Source organism: Solidesulfovibrio carbinoliphilus subsp. oakridgensis (assembly GCF_000177215.2).
GTDB classification, from domain to species: Bacteria; Desulfobacterota; Desulfovibrionia; order Desulfovibrionales; family Desulfovibrionaceae; genus Solidesulfovibrio; species Solidesulfovibrio carbinoliphilus.
Genome location: NZ_CM001368.1, coordinates 1,125,067 through 1,143,749, shown reverse-complemented (window position 1 = coordinate 1,143,749; position 18,683 = coordinate 1,125,067). Strand labels below are relative to the sequence as shown.

Sequence of the window (18,683 nt, the reverse complement as noted above, 5' to 3'; positions counted from 1 at the left end):
TTGAAGGATTCGAAAAAAATGTTGACATAAAATGGGTATTGTTTGATATAGTGAGTCAGACGGACCTCTTCTTAAGGGGATTTGTGATGTCCAACAATATTGGATACTTTGGTGTTGTTGTCTTTTAACCTTTTATTTTTAGTTTTGTTTGGAGAATAAGAAAGAAAGAATTTTTCATATCCCATGTCTGGAAAAGTTTTAAAAATGATGTATATGATATTTTCTAAATGGCATGGTGCTGACTTTGGGTGTAGGGAAATATTACAGCCCTGCCTGAAATTGCAAAGTGGCATCAACGGAAGAATTTCTGGAAACGGGTTGTGGCGCTGAACGAGAAAGAGAAGTGTCAGAGGAGTATGTCGTGCCACAGCTTCAAAATAGGAACCAACCAGGCAAACCAAAGGAGTCTCTTATGCTGCACGCCAAAAAACATCTGATCGTGGCCCTGGCCATGGCCCTGTCCCTGATCGCCGCGACGGCCTTCGCCCAGACCCCTGTCGCCGGAACCATCGGCGTCACCGTGGAAGAAGGAAAGATCCTGGCCAAGGGCTGGAGCATCAAGAAGGACATTCTCGGCATGGATGTCTACAACGATGCCAATGACAAGGTCGGAACCGTCGAAGACATCATCGTGACGCCGGAAAAGGCCACCTCGTACGCCATCGTCGGTGTGGGCGGCTTCCTCGGCATGGGCGAGCGCGAAGTGGCCATTCCGGTCAACCAGTTCAAGATGAACAATAAGCGCATTGTCCTGCACGGCGCCACCAAGGATGCCCTCAAGAACCTGCCCGAGTTCAAGTACATCAATAATTAATTGCCGCACACGGCAACACGGCTTGGGGGGTGCGCGCGGCAGGTTCGCTGGCGCACCCCCCCCAGGACGGTCGCGCGGCGGTCATCCCTTCGCCCGGGGCCGCCCCCGGCGTTTCCACAGCCGCCGGAGGACCGCATCGTGCCGGATGAAACATGGTCGGAGAGGCATTACGGTCCAGTCGGATACGATTGGACGGCCGGCGGTCGGAAACAACCCGGTCGCTGCTGGGCAAAAATCTGTAAACTCGCAACGAGGTACGTTCCATGCCCCATGAATTTCTGCGCCATCTCAAGGAAGACCACAAAAAGCAGATGCAGATTTCCCAAAAGATGATGGCCGCTTCCGATCCCAAGGAACGCGAGCAGCTGCGCCATCAGTTCTATGAAGCCTTCTATCCCCACATCATCGGGGAAGAGCAGTCCATGTTCCCCTTCCTGGTCAAAAGCCAGCAAATGGAAGCCAAGGAGCATGGGCTCGTCAGCCTGGAAGAGCATACGGTCGCCAAGACCGCCCTCAAGGAATTCATGAAGTGCGATCCGGCCAGCGACGTGTTCAAGGCCAAGGCCCATGTCCTGGACGAGCTTAACAACCACCATATCCAGGAAGAGGAAAAAATAGACATGATGGCCCTGTCCAAGCTGTGCGACAAGGCCTGCCTCGACGACCTGTTCAAGAAATACGAGGCGGCCGAGGAAAAAGCCAAGGGCAAGGCCTCCTGACGCATTTTCCAACGGGTGGAGCCTTGCCGGCGGGCTGGCCGCCGTCAGGTCCCGTGATCCGGGGAAAGGCTGGGCCAATACGGCGGATAGGCCCCGCCTGTCCGTCCGGCCCGCCCCAAAGCCCCCGCCGAAAAAGCGGGGGCTTTTTCGTTTCCGGCGCCCCCGGCGGGGAAGGGCGAGCGAGGGCCTGCCGGTGCTGCGTTGACAGGACCCTGCGTCCATGATGGGATTGACGACCGGATTGTGAAATCCGGTCTTGTTTTTGAGGAACTGTCCCGGTCGCACCTTTCCGGCGCCTGTGGGACGGACCGGGAAGCAAACCTGAAAGCGGAGTGACGCATGGACCTTAAGATCAATCTTCCCGAGGGGGAAATGCCCCGGCAATGGTACAACGCCCTGCCGGACCTGCCAACGCCCCTGGCCCCGCCGCTCGATCCCCAGACCAAGCAGCCCGTGAGCCCGGAACAGCTGGAGGCCATCTTTCCAAAGGCCGTTATCGAACAGGAACTTTCGACCGAGCGCTGGTTGCCCATTCCCGAACCCGTGCGCGACATCTATCGGCTTTACCGGCCGACCCCGCTGGTGCGGGCCAAACGGCTCGAAGAGGCCCTCGGCGTCAAGTGCAAGATATTTTACAAAAACGAGTCGGTCTCGCCGGCCGGGTCCCACAAGCCCAATACCGCCATCCCCCAGGCCTACTACAACAAGCTCGAAGGCGTGCGCCGCATCAGCACCGAGACCGGCGCCGGCCAGTGGGGCACGGCCCTGTCCTTTGCCTGCTCCATGTTCGGCATGGCCTGCACGGTTTACATGGTCAAGGTGAGCTACAACCAGAAACCCTACCGCCGCATCCTCATCAACGCCTATGGCGGTGAAATCTTCGCCTCGCCTTCGGAAAACACCAAGACCGGTCGGGCGGTTCTTGCCTCGGACCCCGACTGTTCCGGGTCGCTCGGGCTGGCCATTTCCGAAGCCGTGGAGGATGCCGCCACCCACGCCGACACCAAGTACGCGCTCGGCAGCGTCCTAAACCATGTCCTGCACCACCAGACCATCATCGGACTGGAAGTGGAAAAGCAGCTGGCCGCCATTGGGGAAAAGCCGGATTATCTGGTCGGCTGCGTGGGCGGGGGCAGCAACTTCGCCGGGCTGGTCCTGCCCTTTTTGCCGCGCAAGCTCTCCGGTGAGGCCATCCGTTTCATCGCGGTCGAGCCCAAGGCCTGCCCGACCTTGACTCGGGGCCAGTTCCGTTACGATTACGGGGACGTGGCCCAGCTCACGCCGCTTTTGAAAATGCACACCCTCGGCCATGCCTTCATGCCGGCGCCGATCCACGCCGGCGGCCTGCGCTACCACGGCGGGGCCCCGATCGTCTGCAACCTAGCCAACGAAGGCCTCATCGACGCCACGGCGTATTTTCAGACCGAATGCTTCGACGCGGCCCGGCTTTTTCTGCGCACCGAAGGCTTCCTGCCGGCCCCGGAAACCTCCCACGCCATCAAGGGGGCCATCGAGACGGCCAAAAAGGCCAAGCCCGGAGAGAACGTGGTCTTTTTGTATTCCGGCCACGGCCTGCTCGATCTGGCTTCCTATGACGCCTTCCTGCAGGGGAAGCTGACGGATTTCGCCTATCCCGAGGCCCATATCGCCGAAGCCCTCAAAGCCTGCCCGGACGTCGGCTAGTGTCGCGTTCTCGAAATTCGTGCATACGAATTTCGAAAATAACATATTTAAATAATTATTTTTCTCGAACTTCACACGAGAGGGACGCGACATCGCCGCTGCAAAACGGCCCGACAGGACACGCCTCCTGCCGGGCCGTTTGCTTGCTGGCGCCGGCGTTGTCGGAAACGGCTGTTTCCTGCCGGGCCTTTCCCCTCGGGGGAACGGGGAGAATCCTTCCTGCGGCGGGGTTCGGGGCGCAGCCCCGGTTTTCCCTCGCACCAACCGCCTATTCGGTGCTCAAAATCACGCTGAAGGCCTTGAAGAAAAACCAGACCGTATCGCCTTCCTTGATATCCAGGGTTTCCACGGACTCGGCCGTGATGAGCGCACACATGGGGGTGCCGCCGTCGAGGAGGCCCATGATCTCGACAGCCACACCGTCCCCACGGATGCTGACGACCCGCCCGGGGAAACAGTTGCGGGCGCTGGTGCGGGCTTTTTGCTCGTCCTTGCCAAGGAGCACCCAGGGCGCCTTGACCAGGGCGGTCACTTGCCCGCCTTCGGTCAGGCCCAGGCGTTCGAAACTCTCGTTGGTGATGACCGAGATGACTTCAAAGCCGTTCTGGGCGGCCAGGGAGACTTCGGTCAAAAGCGGGCTTTTGCGCACGCTGGTGACGGCTCCGAAAAAGGTGTTGCGGGCGCTGGTTTTCATGCGGCTCTCCTTGCTGACGCAGTGGTTGACGATGCGGCGGCAGTCCTGGTCGGAAAACGAACAGTAGATGGAGGTGAGGACAAGACTCGAATGGCCGAGCATGACCTGGACCACGGGCAGGGGCACGCCGCTGCGCAACAGTTCCACCGCCCGCGAGTGTCTAAGCGACGTGGGGCTGACACGGCCGGTCGGCAGGCCGGCTTTCCGGGCCTGTTCGTAGAGCTTTCGCCGTACGAACCCCGGATCGAGGTGGAACAGTTCCCCGCGCAGGGCCCGGTTGGCGGGGCAGGCGGCGAACCGTTCCACCTCGTCGAGGAATGTCTGGGGCACCACCACCCGGCGGCTCGGTTCTTCGGGCCGGGTCCCGCCGAAGCCGACCGTGGCCTGGGCCAGGTCGATGTCCGTGCGTTCGTTTAGGGCCAGCACCTCGCCAAGCTTGGCCCCGCTGTGGCGCAGCATGAGATAGACCAGACGCATCCGTTCCCTGGCCCGGCGGATGGGGGCGTTTCGGGCGGCGTCCCGCCAGGCGTCGAAGGCGGCGGTCAGCCTTTCGATCTGCTCCGTCTCCAGGTGGCGGAGGTCGTGCGGCACCGTAAAGAGCGCGGCCTGGCAGGGAGCGGGGCCGGGATGGCGACGCGGCCCGGGGCGGTGGGCCTTTTGGGCGAGAATACCCGCGGCCCGGTCGCACAGACGCTCCAGAGCCACAACGTCCAAACGGGAAATCATGTCCAGAATATGTTCTTCGGAAGTGCTCATGATAGAGGTTGGTAGCCAAGAAATGTTATGCTGTAAAGAATAGAACGATTGTATCACGAATAATAAAACGGACGTGATACTTTCACATATTGGGAATTTTCTGGGATGGTATTCGTTACAGCAGGCCTATATCACGAAAATAAAAGTTATCGTGACACTGTATTGCTCGAATCGTTTCGGTGTCGCTTGCCAGGGAAGGCTTTCTCTGTTTCGCTCGCCCGTCGCGATCGGCCGCAGACAGGCATTTTGTCCCTGGCCTGACGAAAGGGAGCTTGACAATCATTCTCAATGTGGCTAGGTGATGGGGCAAGCAAGGAGCACGCTATGCCCCCTCTCGATTCCCTCTCCCATTTTCCGCCCGGAAGCCGTGTGCGCGTCGAGTCGTTGTGCGACTGTCCCCGGGCCAGGGGGCGGCTTTGCGCCATGGGAATCACGCCGGGGACCGTGGTCGAGATCACGGCCGGTTGCGGCGGGCCGGTTTGCCTGCGCGCCCGGGGAGCCTGCTTTTCCATCGGCCACGGCCTGGCCGACAAGGTGATGGGCCGGTTGGCCCAGGAATCCATCCAGGCGGCCTGAAGGCCGGCTGACGCACCGTTTCCGTAAAAGCCCGTATGCGGCGTCCGGGGCGGTTGTTCCCGGACGCCGCATTGTTTTTTGGACATAAGGAGTGGGCATGGATCAGGAAGTTTTGCCGGAAATGGGGCTGCGTCGCCTCCTGGTCGGGCAGCGGGCCCGCATCTGCCGGGTCGAGGCCGCGGGTGAACTTGGCCGGCGGCTTAGGGACATGGGGCTTGTGCCGGGGACGGAAGTTTCCGTGGTCGGCCGGGCGCCGCTCAAGGATCCGGTGGCCTTGCGCCTTCGCGACTTCACCCTGACCCTTCGCAACAGCGAAGCCGATCATATCACGGTCACGCCGCTCCAGTAAGGGCTCTTCGTCGCGGTTGACAGCCCGGCCCCGATTCTTCGGCGCCGGGTTTTTTGCCTTTGGGGTCATTGTTGCCGGACCCTTCCCGGATTGTATAGGCTTGGCACGGACGCCCGGGCGCATCCCCGGGCGGGGAGGAAGGACATGTCTGACGTCGCCACCATCGCGGCCGGCCATTTCAAGGCCGGGTACAACTGTTCCCAGTCCGTGCTTATGGCGCTTTGCCACCGCTACGAGCTTTCCGAGGAACTGGCCGCCCGCCTGGCCACGGGCTTTGGCGTGGGCATGGGCCGGGGCGGGACCTGCGGGGCCGTCTCCGGGGCCGTCATGGCCCTTGGGCTTTTCGGCGGCGGCGGGGGACCGGCCGGCGCGGCGGCCAAGGCCGCGACCTATGCCCGTAGCCGGGAGTTCTACCGCCGATTTGGCGAACGCCACGGATCCCTGGTCTGCCTGGATCTGATCGGCCTTGATCCGTCGTCCCCGGAGGGCCTCCAGCAGGCCCGGCGTGAAGGGCTCTTTCAGTCCATCTGCGTCGAACTGGTCAAAAGCGCGGCCCGGACGGCCGACGAGGTCATGGCCTCCGGCGTCGTCGAAAGCGCCTGACAGGCTGGCCCGGGCGGCGGAAACGCGGTACAGGGCCAGGATGCGAAACCAACCTTTCACACCCTCCGCCGTGCCGCCGACCGGGCAGACCACCTGCCATGACCGGGACGGCCGGGAGATTCCCTGCCTGGGCAGCGGCCAGGACGCGGCCCATAACGGGCTGGCCTCGGCTTGGCCCGACCGTTTCGCCCCGGCCGGCCACGGTCTGGTCGCCGACCGGCTGACGGGCCTCCTCTGGCCTATGGACGCCGGCCTGGCCGGATTTCCCCTGCCCTGGGCCGAAGCCCTGGTCCTTGTGGCCGGCTTTGCCCGGGACCGCCTGCTTGGGCGCAACGACTGGCGGCTTCCCAACCGCCGGGAACTCCGCAGTCTCGTCTCCTACGGCGCGGCCCGTCCGTCCCTGCCGCCCGGCCATCCCTTCCGAAATGTCTTCCTCGGCTGGCATTGGTCCTCGACCACGGCCGCGCCCGCCCCGGGCTACGCCTGGTATGTCCATCTGGAGGGCGGGCGGATGTTCTACGGCAAAAAGGACCAGGACTGCCTGTGCTGGCCCGTGGCCGGAACGTGCCAGTTGCCGCAAACCGGCCAGGACCGCTGTTTCGACGCGGGGGGCAAGGAAATTCCCTGCCCGGTCTCGGGCCAGGACGGAGAAATCCGGTCCGGCACGCCCTGGCCCAAGCCCCGTTTCGTTCCGGCCGGGGCCGCCGGGAGCGGGGAGGCGGTCCTCGATCGCCTGACGGGCCTTGCCTGGGCGAAGCGGGCCGACGCGGCCGGCGGGCCGGTCGCCTGGGAGGAGGCGCTGGCCGTGGCCGCGGCCTATGGCCACGGCGGCTGGCGGCTGCCGGACATCAACGAACTCGAATCCCTGGTCGACGCCGGTGAGGCCTTTCCGGCCCTGCCTGCCGGCCACCCGTTCACGGACGTCGGCGAGGCCTACTGGTCCTCGACCACCAGCGCCTTTGAAAAAAACTGGGCCCACGCCCTCTACCTCCACAAGGGGGCAGTGGGCGTGGGCTTTAAAAGCGGGCGCGAGTTCTTGGTGTGGCCCGTGCGCGGGCCACGTTCCTAGAACCGTTCGAAATCGTCGTCCCGGGCTTCCGTGGTGCGATCGGCCGGCGCTTCCTTGCTCCGGCCCGAATTCCGGGCGGGGCTTGGAGCCGGCCGGAGCCGGGGGGCGGCCAGGGCCTTTGGCGGCTGGGCCTTTGGCCGTCTGGTCAGGGTGTCCAGGTGGAAATAGGACACCGTTTCCTGGAGCTGCAGGGCCTGTCCGGACAGTTCCTCGGCCGTGGAGGCCATTTCCTCGGAGGCCGAGGCATTTTGCTGGACCACCTGGTCAAGCTGCTGGATGGCCCGGTTGACCTGCTCGGCTCCGGCGTTTTGTTCCACGCTCGAGGCCGTGATCTCCTGGATAAGTTCGGCCGTGCGCTGGATATCGGGCACGATGTGGGCCAGAAGCTCCCCGGCCTTTTCGGCGATGTCCACGCTCGACGAGGACAGCTCGCTGATTTCGCCGGCCGCGTTGCCGCTGCGTTCGGCCAGTTTCCGGACCTCGGCCGCGACCACGGCGAAGCCCTTGCCGTGTTCCCCGGCCCGGGCCGCCTCGATGGCGGCGTTTAAGGCCAGCAGGTTGGTCTGCCGGGCGATCTCCTCGATGATGCCGATCTTTTCCGCGATCTGCTTCATGGCCGTCACGGTTTTGGCCACGGCCTCGCCCCCGCTTCGGGCGTCCCGGGCCGTCTGGAGCGCGATCTGTTCGGTCTGCTTGGCGTTGTCCGCGTTCTGCCGGATGTTGGCCGTCATCTGCTCCATGGACGAGGAAATCTCCTCCACGCTGGCGGCCTGCTCGGTCGCGCCCTGGGACAGGCTCTGGGTGGTGGCCGAAAGTTCTTCCGACCCCGAGGCCACGTTCTCCGCCCCGGCCTGGACCTGGCCGACGATCTCCCGGAGCTTGCCGATCATGTGGCGCAAGGCCCCGGCCAGGGCCCCGATCTCGTCTTTCTGGTCCAGGTCGATGCGCTGGTTGAGGTCTCCGGCCGCCAGTCCCTCGGCCGCTCCGACCCCGAGCAGCACCGGCCGGGTGATCATGCGGGAAATGACGATCCCGAGAAGAATGGCCAGCACCACGCCGACGCCGATGCCCGAGACGGACATGATCCTGGCCCTGGCTGCCGCCTCCTCGCCGTCGGTCTTGCCCTTCTGGGCGGCGGCCAGGGAGTCGGCCATGAGGCGATCAAGGAGGTCGAAGCAGCGGATCTGCTTTTCCCGCACCGTCACCATGGCCTCCTGGCGCATTTTGGCGCACAGGGCCTCGATGCGGGCCACCTCGTCGGACAGGGTCTCGAACAGGCTTATGGTCCGGTCGACCGCCGGCTGGATATCCAGGCGCACCACCTCCAGCAGTTCCTCGCGCGAGGCGTGCCGGTCGGCCCGTTCCTTGAGCCTGGCCACGCCCTGGTGCAGCTTGTCGTGGATGGGACGGATTTCCTGGAGCGTCTTTTTGAAGACAGGATTGGCGATGTCCCTTCCCTCGCCTTCGAGCCATTGGCCGAAGCCGCACGTGGCGGGGTCGCCGCCGCCGGCGATCGGGGTCCCGAAAAGGGCCAGGTTCAGGGCGTCGCTCAGAAGCTTGTAGTGGTCCCCCCGGAACCGGGCGAAATCCCGGCGCAGGGCGTTCGGGTCGTCGATACCCGAGGCGTCCCACTGCCGGGCTATGTCGAAGATGTCATTGTTGATCTTGACCCATTCCTGCCAGGCCGGCCCGAACTCCCGCCACAGCCGTTCGGCCTCGGCGGACTTGGGGAGCTTTTCGTACTCGTCCCAGGAGACGCGGTAGCTTTGCCGCAGGTTGGCGATGTTGTCGAACTGGCGCTGCCGGTCCTTGGAATCCAGGCCGGGGACGAGCAGGGTCCGCTGGGCCACGCGGACGGACTCGCCCGCTATTTTGATGAGCTGCAGGTCGCGGACAGCCGGCAGGTTGACCTCGGTCACGGTCATAAGCCGCGAGGCGACCGTGGTCAGGCCGGACAGGGCCACCAGGCCGACCACCAGCGTGATGGCGGCGCAGATGAGAAAACTGCCGACGAGTTTCACCCCAAGCTTGAGATTGCCCATGCAGAACACCCCTTCGCGGCTGGTTGACGAGGACTTTTCGTGAGACGAGCACACATTCCCTACGGTGGCCACTCGGGATTTGTCAAACTTGCCGACAGCGGCGGATCCGGGGAAAGGGGGAAGGGGAGCCCGCCATGGGGCAGGCGGGCCCGGGGGAGGAGGCCGGCCGGGCCGGCGGGAGGGCGGCCGGCCTGGCGGACGTCAGTTCGCCGCGAGGATGCGGCCGTCGCGGATTTCAATGACCCGGGAGGCCATGGCCGCGTAGTCCGGTTCATGGGTGACCATGACGACGGTCAGGCCGTCGGCGTTGAGCGTTCGCAGGATGTCCATGATCTGCCCGCCGGTGTCGCCGTCGAGGCTGCCCGTCGGCTCGTCGGCGAAGACCACCCGGGGTGAGGTGACCAGGGCCCGGGCGATGGCCACGCGCTGCCGCTCGCCGCCGGACAGGCCGCCCGGCAGACGGCCGGCCTTGTCGGCCAGGCCCACCCGGTCGAGGCAGGCCAGGGCCGTCTTCCGGCGGGCGGACGAGACCGGAGTCAGGCCTGAGAGAAACGGGGTTAGGACGTTTTCCAGGGCCGTCAGGTAGGGCAGGAGGTGGTGCATCTGGAAGACCATGGAAAAATCCGTGGCCCGAAGCCGGTTGCGCTCGCGCGGGGAGAAGTCGGCCAGAGGCCGGCCCTGGTAGCGGACCTCGCCCGCGTCCGGGGACAGGAGGCTTGAGAGGATGTTCAGCAGGGTGGACTTGCCCGAGCCCGACCGGCCGATGACGCAGGCGAATTCGCCGGCCGCGAAGGCGACGGACACGCCGCGAAGGACCGGTTCGGCCCCGGAGGTCCCGGCAAAGGATTTGACGATATTTTCGGCTGCAAGCAACATGGGGCACTCCAGGGAGAAGGGGGGTTACAGCATGACCAGGGCCTGGGACGGCTCGATGCGGGCGGCGGACAGGGCCGGCGGCAGGGAGGCCAGGCAGGAGAGGAGGGCCACGGCCGCGAACACGCAGCTAAATTGGACCGGATCGAAGGCCGGGGCCGCGACTGCGCCGAGATCGAGGAGGACCATGATCTTGCCGCTGGCGACCAGGCCGATTGCCTGCCCGGCCACGGCCGCGACCAGGCCGAGAACCACGCCCTCGAGGCTCATGAGCGTGAAGATCGAGGGTTTGGAATAGCCCAGGGCACGCAAGAGGCCGATCTCGTTCTTGCGCTCGTTGACCGAAGAGAAGACGGAAAGCCCGATCATCACGCAGGCGGTGAGCAGGATGACGCCCGAGACGGCAAGAGCCAGGCGCTTGACGAAATCGACCGTCATCATCCGGCTTTTCACCACCTGGCCCATGGCCTTGACCTCGGTCCCCGGTAGCCCGGCCGCGATCTGGCCCGTGATCTCCTCGATGGGGCAGCCGGCGCAAAGGGCGGCCACCTCCACGAAATGGATGCGGTTTTCCTTGCCGGCCGCCCGCTGCAAGGCATGTAGGTCGGCGAAAAGCATGCTGTCGTCCCCGGAACCGGTGGGACCGAGGACGCCGGCCACCACAAAGGGCCGGCCTTCCAGCGTGACCGGGCTTCCCGGCGAAAGGTGCAGGCGCGCCGCCGCCTCGCTCCCGGCGAGCAGCCCGTCGTCTCCGGCCGGTATGGCCCCGGCGGCCGGGTGCCAGTAGCTCTTGATCAGCATTTCCTGCTCGAAATCCACGCCGATGACCCCGACCGGCACGTCGGCCACCCGGGTCAGCACCGCGAACTTCGGCGCCACGGCGCTTAAGCGGTCCTTGTGGTGGATGCCCCGGATGGCGGGCAGCACCTCGTCTTCCTTCAGGTATTTGATGTCCACGGACACGTCGCCAAGGGCCATGCCGCCGTAGCTGACCGACAGGGTCTCGGTCTTGGGACTGACCAGGATGTTGGCCCCGTAGGCGGCGAGCTTGGCTTCGAGGCTCTCGCCCACAGCCTTGGACAGTTCGAGCAGGGCCGTCACCGAGGCCACGCCCACGGAAAAGACCGCCACCATGAGCAGGGTACGGGGGAGCTTGCGGCGCAAGTTGCGCAGGGGAATCGTCAGGATGTTCACGCGGCCTCACTTCGTTGCAGCACCGCCAACGGGCGCTGCTGGTCCCATGTCGTGCCGTCAGGACTCCACCCCCGTTGGGGTGGGTCCGGGAGGGGATCATCCCCTCCCGGCGGGGTCCGGGGCGGAGCCCCGGCCGCCGGAGGCCTTCTTAAAAAAACGACGCGCCGGCCGCCAGGGTGGGCAAGGCGACGCGCAGGCTGTCGCCCGCGACTTCCGAGGCCAGGGGGGCGGGGTTGCAGCCGCCGTGGACGTCGCCGACCCGGGACACATGGAAGCGCCGGCCGCAGTTGGTGCAGACCATGAACTCGCCGTCCTGCTTGTAGCCTTTTTTCTCGGGATAGCAGACGTCGCAGGCGTCGAAGGCCGTGCGAACGCGGCCGTCGGGCGTCTTGACCACGAAAAAGCGGATCTGTTTGCCCTCGGCCGTGACGGCGTAGAAGTGGGCCTTGCCGTCGGCCACGTCGGCCAGCGGCACGGTGACGGCGTTATCCTTGGGCGTCAGGCTGGTGGTGTCGGAAAAAAGGCCGAGAAAGGCCGCGGACGGTTCGGGCGCGGCCAGGAGCACGGTCAGGGCGAGCAGGGCGGCCAGGGCCAGAAGCGAGGGGCCGGCCGGGAGAAGGGGGCGTTGCATGGGCGTATCCTTTGTTTGTTTCGCGAGGCCTGGGGCAGGTCGCCGCAGCCGGAAGGCCGTTTCCGGTCGTTCCGGACGGGGCCCGGGAAGCGCGGGATGGGGGAGCCATCCGGCCTCGGACGCAGAGACCTGGTTCCGTGTCAATCCTTCCCATTTTGGTAGGGATTGCCGCCAGAAATAGCAATGGTTGTGCCAGGGTCAAGAGCGCACCGGGCCCGCTGTCGGAAAAAGACGGAAATCCCCGCGTCTGCCCTCGGAAAAGCAAGGATTTCGGTGGAAAGCGGCCGGCTTTGGAACGGGCCGTGCAAACGCTGCCGCAACGGTTCGGGGGCTCGGTCCCGGGCGGGGGGTGTCTCTTTTCTCGACAATATGTCCCTCCCCCCTGTATAAAAAAGAACGCCCTGCTTCCTTTCCATACAGGACACCATTCGGAGAAAGCGGCAACAACGTGATGCGTCTGCTCAGAAAAAACCCCTTTGGCGGGATCTCCTCCCCCTTTCTGGTGATCGGCGCGGCCGGCATCCTGGCGGCCGTGGTGGTGACCATGGCCGCCATCGATCTCGGCCGGGAAAAAGAGTATATGACCCAGCTTTTGCTGGAAAAAGGCGCGGCGCTGATCAAGGCTTTCGAGGCCGGGACCAGGACCGGCATGCGCGGCGGGTTCGGCGCGGAAATAAGGCTCCAGCACCTGATCGAGGAAACGGCCAACCAGCCCGGCATCTTCTACATCGCGGTCACGGACGCGAACGGCCGGATCGTGGCCCACAGCGACGCCTCGCGCATCGGCCAGGACCTGTTCGCCGCCGGGGTCATGGCCGAACTCGCGCCGGACGCCACGGAAAAATGGCGGCTGGCCCGGGACGAGGGCGACGGCCGAAGTTCGTTCCTGGTCTACCGGCGGTTCATTCCCTCGGCCGGCGGCCGCGGGCCCCACGGCCCCCACGGCATGGGCTGGCATCCGCCCCTGTCCCTGCCGATGCCCATGCCCGCCCCTGGCCAGGGCCAAGGCCAGGGCCAGGGACAGGGATTTTTTTGCACCGACGACTGCACCGCCCCCGGCCCGCCGCGGGACCTGCGCGGCGTACCGCTGGATATCTTCGTGGGCCTCGACGTGGCCCCCATCGAGGCCGCCCGCCGGGCGGACCTGCAAAACACCCTGGCCACGGCCGGGGTGCTTCTGGTCCTTGGCCTCGGCGGCGTGCTGGCCCTCTTCTGGGCCCAGAGCTACCGGGCCCAGCGGCGGGCCTTGCGCCACACCACGGCCCTGGCCTCGGAAGTGGTGGCCGCCATGCCGGCCGGCCTCCTCCTGGTCGCTCCGGACGGCCGGGTGGCCATGGCCAACGGCGCGGCCGAGAACCTGGCCGGCCTCCCCCCGGGCGGCCTGTCCGGCCGGCCGGCCGGCGAAGTGCTGCCGGCCGGGGCCCTGGCCGAGACGGCCGGCGGCGAGCGGGAGATGGACATCGTTCTTGGCGGCGGGGAGCCTGTCGCCCTCGGGGTCTCGGTTTCGGCCGTGCGGACCGAGGAAGGGGTGCTGGTCGGTTCGCTCGTGGTGCTTCGGGACCTGCGCGAGGTGCGGCGCCTCGAAGCCGAGGTCAGGCGGCGGGAGAAGCTGGCCGCGGTCGGCAACCTGGCCGCCGGCGTGGCCCACGAGATCCGGAATCCGCTCAGCTCCATCCGGGGCTACGCCGCCTATTTCGGGGCCAAGTTCGAACCGGGCAGCGAAGACCGGCAGGCGGCCGAGGTCATGGTCCGGGAGGTGGACCGCTTAAACCGCGTCATCTCCGAGCTGATCGAATTCGCCCGCCCTTCGGATCTCAGGCGCCGTCCGGTATCCCTGGCCGATCTGGCCGCCCACGCCGCCCGCCTGACCCGGCCGGACGCCGCGGCCCGGGGAGTGGACATCGATCTGGCCGAGGCGGCCGGCGGGCCGGAGATCCCGGCCGATCCCGACCGGCTGGCCCAGGCGCTGCTCAACCTGTGCCTGAACGCCATCCAGTCCATGGAGGCCGGCGGCGTCATGCGCCTGGCCACGGGCACGGCCCCGGACGGCCGGGCGTTCATTTCCGTGGCCGACACCGGCAGCGGCATCGACCCGGAAGAGCGCGACCGGATTTTCGATCCCTACTACACCACCAAGCCCCACGGCACCGGACTCGGACTGCCTATCGCCCACAAGATCGTGGTGGCCCATGGCGGGGAAATCCGCCTGGCCAGACGGCCCGGGGGCGGCACCCTGGCCACGGTCTATCTGCCGGCGGCCACCGGGATAACGAATTTGGGAGACAAGGATGCGGGCCAAGATACTCGTGGTTGACGACGACGCCGGACACCTGTCCATGTTGCGCACCGTGCTTTCGGGCTGGGGCTATGCCCCGGAGGGCGCGACCGACGGGGCGCAAGCCGTGGAGCTGGTGCACCGGAAGGCCTACGACGCGGTGCTCCTCGACGTGCGCATGGCCGGCATGGGCGGCATGGAGGCTCTCTCGCGCATAAGGGAGTTCAATCCGGCCGTGCCGGTTTTGATCATGACCGCCTATTCGTCCGTCGAGACGGCCGTTTCGGCGCTCAAGACCGGGGCCTACGACTACCTGACCAAGCCCCTCGACCTGGACGTCCTGCGCCTGACTCTGGAGCGGGCCCTGGACCACATGCGCCTGGCCGTGGAAAACGAAAGCCTGCGCCAGAAGCTCGGCCAGGAGACCGCCGGCCCGGAGATCATCGGCAAGAGCCGGCCCATGCGCGAGCTTTTCACCATGATCGGCATGGTGGCCCCGACCGAGGCCACGGTGCTCATCACCGGCGAATCGGGCACGGGCAAGGAACTGGTGGCCAAGGCCATCCACGCCCGGAGCGCCCGGGCGAGCGGTCCGCTGGTGGCCGTCAACTGCGCGGCCTTGAGCGAAACGCTCCTTGAATCCGAACTCTTCGGCCACGAGAAGGGGGCCTTCACCGGGGCCGAGCGCCGCCGGGAAGGGCGGTTCATGGCCGCCAACAAGGGTTCCATCTTCCTCGACGAGATCGGCGAGATCGCCCAGCCCATCCAGGCCAAGCTCCTGCGCGTCATCCAGGAGCGCGAGATCCAGCGCGTCGGCGGGGACAGGCCCGTCGGCGTCGACGTGCGCATCCTGGCCGCCACCAATCGGGATCTCAAAAAAGAGGTAGAGGCCGGCCGGTTCCGCGAGGACCTCTACTACCGCCTGAACGTGGTTTCGGTCCTCGTGCCGCCGCTTCGCGACCGGCCGGACGACATCCCGCTTTTGGCCCAGTTTTTCCTCGGCCGGTTCGCCGAGAAAAACCGCAAGCGCATGAAGGGGTTTACGCCCGCTGCCATGGACCACCTGGTCCGTTGCCCCTGGCCCGGCAACGTGCGCGAGCTCGAGAACGCGGTGGAGCGGGCCGTCATCCTGTCCGTCGGCGAGTACGTCAGCGAACGCGAGCTGCCGGCCTGCGAGGCCGGCGTCTCGGACGTGCCGGCCGTGGGGGGCTTTGCGGCCCCGGCCGCCCTGGCCGGCCGGGCCCTCGACGATGTGGAACGGGAAGTCATCCTGGCCACCCTCGACGAATGCGGGGGCAACAAGAGCGAGGCGGCCAGGGTCCTTGGCATCACCCGGGCCACCCTCCACAAGAAGCTCAAGAAATACGACGAAGCGTAGCATCGGGTCGCAACCGGCCTTGCGCCTGCCATCCCCCCGTGGCTGAAGCCGCGCCGGCCGGATGCCGGGAGCCGGACGTCCGGCGCGAATCGCCCGCGACAAGAAACGCCTGGGCCTACGGGCACCGTCCCTGGGCCGTAAGGCCGCTTGGCCGACCAAGCGGCGGGGGCGTATTCGCGTTTCATTTTCCCCGGAATGATGCTAGGATTTCCTATCTGGCGAACCCGAAGCCTGCGGCCCCGCCCGCAAGATGCTTCCCATCCGTTCCGGTGTGGCGTGCCGCATGTGCGGTGGAATAGCCCATGGTCCTGCTGCCCGGACCCTGGGGCTCGCGACGGCGGCCAACAGCACGGAAGCCCGTTCCATGGACCCATTCCCGAAAACGATGCTCCTTGGGCTGGCCAACAATGCGGCCCTGCTCATCGTCCTCGCGTTCCTCTACGATTCGTTTCTGAGGGACAGGCCGCATTTCCCGTTCCTCAGGCGTCTGGCCGCCTCCCTGGGCCTTGGCGCCATGGCCATGATCGTGATGCAGAGTCCCTGGGAGCTGCGTCCGGGGATTTTTTTCGACACCCGCTCGATCCTCCTGGGTTTGGCCGGACTTTTTTTCGGTCCCGGCCCGACGCTCCTGGCCACGGCCATGGCGGCCGGCCTGCGGCTGGTCCAGGGAGGCCTCGGCGTCCAGGCCGGTGTGGCCACCATCCTCGTATCGAGCGCCATCGGCCTGGCTTGGGCCCGTGTCCGCAAAGGCGATCTGGCCCAACTGCGCCTTGGCGAACTCTACGCCTTCGGCTTGGTGCTCCACCTGGGCATGCTGGCCTGCATGCTGCTGTTGCCGGGTTCGCACGCCCTGGAAACGCTCGGACACATCACCCTGCCGGTGCTCTTGATCTATCCTGCGGCCACGGCCGCCCTTGGGCACCTGTTCGTGGTGCGGTTCGCCCGCAATCGTCTCCTCCGTCGGCTTTCGGAAAGCGAATCCCGCTACCAGAGCCTGTTCGAGAACAACCACGTGGTCATGCTTCTGATCGACCCGGACACCGGGGCGGTCATGGACGCCAATCCTTCGGCCTGTGCCTATTATGGCTGGTCCCGCGAGGAAATTAAGAAAAAAAAGGTCCACGAAATAAATATGATGGCCCCGGAAGCCGTGCACGCGGCCCTGCAGGACGCCAAGACCCGGCGCAACACCGCCTTCCATTTCCGCCACCGTCTGGCCGATGGCGGCATCCGGGAGGTCGAGGTCAATTCCGGACCGATCCTCTATCTCGGCCGCCTTCTGCTCTATAGCGTGGTTATCGACGTGACCGACCGCCGGCGGGCCGAGGACCGGCTGCGCCTCGGCGAGGCCCGGCTGCAAAGCCTTTTTGCCATCACCCAGATGGAGACGTCGTCCCTGGACACGTTGCTCGCCCATGCCGTGGCCGAGGCCAGGCGGTTGACCGGAAGCAGGCTTGGCCGCCTGTTTTTGCAGCACGAGGAGAACGGTAGGCTCCTGCTCGCGGCCGAGTCCGGGGACGGGGCCTGCGGCGCCCCGCTACCGGGCGGCCCGGACGCGTCGGACCCGCATGGCCCGTGGGCCGAGGCCCTACGGCTGCGCCATCCCGTGGTGCTCCCGGCCCTGACGGAACGGGGGGAGGAATCGGACTGCCGCCAGGCGCCCGGGGAGGCGCTTTGCGTGCCCATCGTCACCAACGACGCCGTTGCCGCTTTTTTGGTCCTGGCCGGGAAGGCGGACGTCTACGACGACCAGGACATCCGGCTGGCCTCGCTTCTCATGGACGCGGTCTGGCGCATGGTGGCCCGGACGCGCGACGCCGGCACCCTGCGCGCGGCCAAGGAGGCCGCGGAGACGGCCAGTCGGGCCAAAAGCGAATTCCTGGCCAACATGAGCCACGAGCTGCGCACGCCCTTAAACGGCATCCAGGGCATGGCCCAGCTCCTGGACGGAACCGATTTGACCGTCGAGCAGAAGGAATACGTGGACGCGGCCCTGGCCTCGTGCCGGCGGCTGACCAGGCTTCTCGGCGACATCCTTGACCTGTCGCGGGTGGAATCCGGCAAGCTCGGCCTCGTATCCGAGCCTTTCCGGCTGGCGGACCTGATCGCCTCGGTTTCCGCCGCTTTCGAGCCCGCCTGCCGCGAAGCCGGCGTCGCCTGGATCACGGACGTGGCCAGGGACGTGCCGGAGACCCTTTGGGGCGACGAGGGCCGGATGCGGCAGATCCTCTGCAACCTGGCCGGCAATGCCGTCAAGTTCACCCGGGCCGGGAGCGTCCGGCTGGAGGTCCGGGCCGGCTCCAGGGACGCGGCCGGCCGGGGGAGCGTGCTTTTTACCGTGGCCGACACCGGCGTCGGCATCGCGGAGGAGGACCTGGAACGGGTTTTCGAGGCCTTCCACCAGGTGGAGCGCTCCTTTTCCCGACGGTTCCAGGGGGCGGGCCTCGGCCTTGCCATCGTGCGGCGGCTGGTCGGGCTGATGGGCGGTGTCGTGGTCTTGGAAAGCGAGGTCGGACGGGGGACGGAGTGCGTGTGCGCCCTGCCGCTCATCCGGCCCGCCGTGCCGGTCCCGGAACCGGTGGCGGCGGCGGGAGGTGTCGCCGGGACCGGCACCGTCCGCTCCGGATGGCGCATCCTCGTGGCCGAGGACGATGCCGTCAACGCTCTGGCCTTGCGGCGGCTGCTGGAAAAAATCGGCCATGCCGTCAGCGTGGCCCACGACGGCCAGGAGGCCGTGGACATGGCCCTGGCCGGCCGGCCGGACCTCGTGCTCATGGATGTGGGCATGCCGGTCCTGGACGGCGTCCAGGCGATGCGCCTGCTCCGGGAAAAGACGGGCCTGGCCGGGGTGGCGGCCATTCCGGTCATCGCGCTGACGGCCCACGCCATGGCCGGAGACCGTGAAAACCTGCTCGCCGCCGGCATGGACGGTTATGTCGCCAAGCCCGTAGACCGGGAGGACCTGCTGGAAACCATGGGCCAGGTGCTCGGTTGCGGGCGGCTGCGGATGGAGGGCGAGGCCTGACG

General features: G+C 66.1%; 15 protein-coding genes. 10 read left to right on the top strand and 5 right to left on the bottom strand.

All coding sequences use genetic code 11. The features are described 5' to 3' along the window. Nucleotides 1–412: 412 nt before the first annotated feature. From DFW101_RS05085 to DFW101_RS05075, 3 genes are all read left to right on the top strand, one after another. Complete coding sequence (locus DFW101_RS05085) at nt 413–814, top strand: PRC-barrel domain-containing protein (RefSeq protein ID WP_009180446.1); 402 nt, start codon at nt 413–415, stop codon at nt 812–814. A gap of 263 nt (nt 815–1,077) precedes the next feature. Further along, nucleotides 1,078–1,533 carry a hemerythrin domain-containing protein gene (locus DFW101_RS05080; protein ID WP_009180445.1) on the top strand — a complete coding sequence of 152 codons (456 nt, stop codon included), beginning with the start codon at nt 1,078–1,080 and terminating at the stop codon, nt 1,531–1,533. A gap of 339 nt (nt 1,534–1,872) precedes the next feature. Continuing rightward, nucleotides 1,873–3,216 carry a TrpB-like pyridoxal phosphate-dependent enzyme gene (locus DFW101_RS05075; RefSeq protein ID WP_009180444.1) on the top strand — a complete coding sequence of 448 codons (1,344 nt, stop codon included), beginning with the start codon at nt 1,873–1,875 and terminating at the stop codon, nt 3,214–3,216. Between the two features lie 268 nt (nt 3,217–3,484). On the opposite strand, the gene DFW101_RS05070 is transcribed toward DFW101_RS05075, so the two are convergent. Further along, the gene (locus DFW101_RS05070; protein WP_232286154.1) at nt 3,485–4,636 is read right to left on the bottom strand and encodes a TOBE domain-containing protein; all 1,152 of its coding nucleotides are present in this window, start codon (nt 4,634–4,636) and stop codon (nt 3,485–3,487) included. Nucleotides 4,637–4,990: 354 nt separating this feature from the next. Here DFW101_RS05070 and DFW101_RS05065 point away from each other — a divergent pair, with 354 nt between their 5' ends. From DFW101_RS05065 to DFW101_RS05050, 4 genes are all read left to right on the top strand, one after another. Then, complete coding sequence (locus DFW101_RS05065; protein ID WP_009108651.1) at nt 4,991–5,242, top strand: FeoA family protein; 252 nt, start codon at nt 4,991–4,993, stop codon at nt 5,240–5,242. Between the two features lie 97 nt (nt 5,243–5,339). After that, the gene (locus tag DFW101_RS05060; protein ID WP_009180442.1) at nt 5,340–5,591 is read left to right on the top strand and encodes a FeoA family protein; all 252 of its coding nucleotides are present in this window, start codon (nt 5,340–5,342) and stop codon (nt 5,589–5,591) included. A gap of 144 nt (nt 5,592–5,735) precedes the next feature. Continuing rightward, entirely contained in the window at nt 5,736–6,194 is a 459-nt protein-coding gene (locus DFW101_RS05055; RefSeq protein ID WP_009180441.1) for a C-GCAxxG-C-C family protein, read from the top strand. Nucleotides 6,195–6,234: 40 nt separating this feature from the next. Then, nucleotides 6,235–7,263 carry an Lcl C-terminal domain-containing protein gene (locus DFW101_RS05050; protein WP_009180440.1) on the top strand — a complete coding sequence of 343 codons (1,029 nt, stop codon included), beginning with the start codon at nt 6,235–6,237 and terminating at the stop codon, nt 7,261–7,263. Here DFW101_RS05050 and DFW101_RS05045 read toward each other — a convergent pair. The 4 genes from DFW101_RS05045 to DFW101_RS05030 all read right to left on the bottom strand — a co-directional run bounded on the left by DFW101_RS05045 (nt 7,260) and on the right by DFW101_RS05030 (nt 12,003). Beyond that, on the bottom strand, nt 7,260–9,305 hold the full coding sequence (locus DFW101_RS05045; protein ID WP_009180439.1) for a methyl-accepting chemotaxis protein: 2,046 nt from the start codon (nt 9,303–9,305) through the stop codon (nt 7,260–7,262). The two genes, DFW101_RS05050 and DFW101_RS05045, sit on opposite strands and share 4 nt — an antisense overlap. A 201-nt stretch (nt 9,306–9,506) precedes the next feature. Next, nucleotides 9,507–10,181 carry an ABC transporter ATP-binding protein gene (locus DFW101_RS05040; protein WP_009180438.1) on the bottom strand — a complete coding sequence of 225 codons (675 nt, stop codon included), beginning with the start codon at nt 10,179–10,181 and terminating at the stop codon, nt 9,507–9,509. Nucleotides 10,182–10,205: 24 nt separating this feature from the next. Further along, on the bottom strand, nt 10,206–11,372 hold the full coding sequence (locus DFW101_RS05035; protein WP_009180437.1) for an ABC transporter permease: 1,167 nt from the start codon (nt 11,370–11,372) through the stop codon (nt 10,206–10,208). A gap of 148 nt (nt 11,373–11,520) precedes the next feature. Next, on the bottom strand, nt 11,521–12,003 hold the full coding sequence (locus DFW101_RS05030; protein WP_009180436.1) for a DUF2318 domain-containing protein: 483 nt from the start codon (nt 12,001–12,003) through the stop codon (nt 11,521–11,523). A 451-nt stretch (nt 12,004–12,454) separates the two neighbouring features. Between DFW101_RS05030 and DFW101_RS05025 the strand changes: the two genes are divergently transcribed. From DFW101_RS05025 to DFW101_RS05015, 3 genes are all read left to right on the top strand, one after another. Continuing rightward, nucleotides 12,455–14,317, top strand: coding sequence for an ATP-binding protein (locus tag DFW101_RS05025; protein WP_009180435.1), 1,863 nt, complete (start codon nt 12,455–12,457; stop codon nt 14,315–14,317). Further along, nucleotides 14,292–15,656 (top strand): sigma-54-dependent transcriptional regulator, encoded by a 1,365-nt coding sequence (locus DFW101_RS05020; RefSeq protein ID WP_009180434.1) that lies wholly within the window; start codon nt 14,292–14,294, stop codon nt 15,654–15,656. The genes DFW101_RS05025 and DFW101_RS05020 overlap by 26 nt, the downstream gene beginning before the upstream one ends. Before the next feature lie 364 nt (nt 15,657–16,020). Next, nucleotides 16,021–18,681 carry an ATP-binding protein gene (locus tag DFW101_RS05015; RefSeq protein ID WP_009180433.1) on the top strand — a complete coding sequence of 887 codons (2,661 nt, stop codon included), beginning with the start codon at nt 16,021–16,023 and terminating at the stop codon, nt 18,679–18,681. The last annotated feature ends 2 nt before the right edge of the window (nt 18,682–18,683 follow it).

What these genes read in the sequence shown, in the direction of transcription:
- DFW101_RS05085 (WP_009180446.1), top strand. Translation starts at nt 413, where the DNA reads ATGCTGCACGCCAAAAAACATCTGATCGTGGCCCTGGCCATGGCCCTG.
- DFW101_RS05080 (WP_009180445.1), top strand. Translation starts at nt 1,078, where the DNA reads ATGCCCCATGAATTTCTGCGCCATCTCAAGGAAGACCACAAAAAGCAG.
- DFW101_RS05075 (WP_009180444.1), top strand. Translation starts at nt 1,873, where the DNA reads ATGGACCTTAAGATCAATCTTCCCGAGGGGGAAATGCCCCGGCAATGG.
- DFW101_RS05070 (WP_232286154.1), bottom strand. Translation starts at nt 4,636, where the DNA reads ATGATTTCCCGTTTGGACGTTGTGGCTCTGGAGCGTCTGTGCGACCGG.
- DFW101_RS05065 (WP_009108651.1), top strand. Translation starts at nt 4,991, where the DNA reads ATGCCCCCTCTCGATTCCCTCTCCCATTTTCCGCCCGGAAGCCGTGTG.
- DFW101_RS05060 (WP_009180442.1), top strand. Translation starts at nt 5,340, where the DNA reads ATGGATCAGGAAGTTTTGCCGGAAATGGGGCTGCGTCGCCTCCTGGTC.
- DFW101_RS05055 (WP_009180441.1), top strand. Translation starts at nt 5,736, where the DNA reads ATGTCTGACGTCGCCACCATCGCGGCCGGCCATTTCAAGGCCGGGTAC.
- DFW101_RS05050 (WP_009180440.1), top strand. Translation starts at nt 6,235, where the DNA reads ATGCGAAACCAACCTTTCACACCCTCCGCCGTGCCGCCGACCGGGCAG.
- DFW101_RS05045 (WP_009180439.1), bottom strand. Translation starts at nt 9,305, where the DNA reads ATGGGCAATCTCAAGCTTGGGGTGAAACTCGTCGGCAGTTTTCTCATC.
- DFW101_RS05040 (WP_009180438.1), bottom strand. Translation starts at nt 10,181, where the DNA reads ATGTTGCTTGCAGCCGAAAATATCGTCAAATCCTTTGCCGGGACCTCC.
- DFW101_RS05030 (WP_009180436.1), bottom strand. Translation starts at nt 12,003, where the DNA reads ATGCAACGCCCCCTTCTCCCGGCCGGCCCCTCGCTTCTGGCCCTGGCC.
- DFW101_RS05025 (WP_009180435.1), top strand. Translation starts at nt 12,455, where the DNA reads ATGCGTCTGCTCAGAAAAAACCCCTTTGGCGGGATCTCCTCCCCCTTT.
- DFW101_RS05020 (WP_009180434.1), top strand. Translation starts at nt 14,292, where the DNA reads ATGCGGGCCAAGATACTCGTGGTTGACGACGACGCCGGACACCTGTCC.
- DFW101_RS05015 (WP_009180433.1), top strand. Translation starts at nt 16,021, where the DNA reads ATGGACCCATTCCCGAAAACGATGCTCCTTGGGCTGGCCAACAATGCG.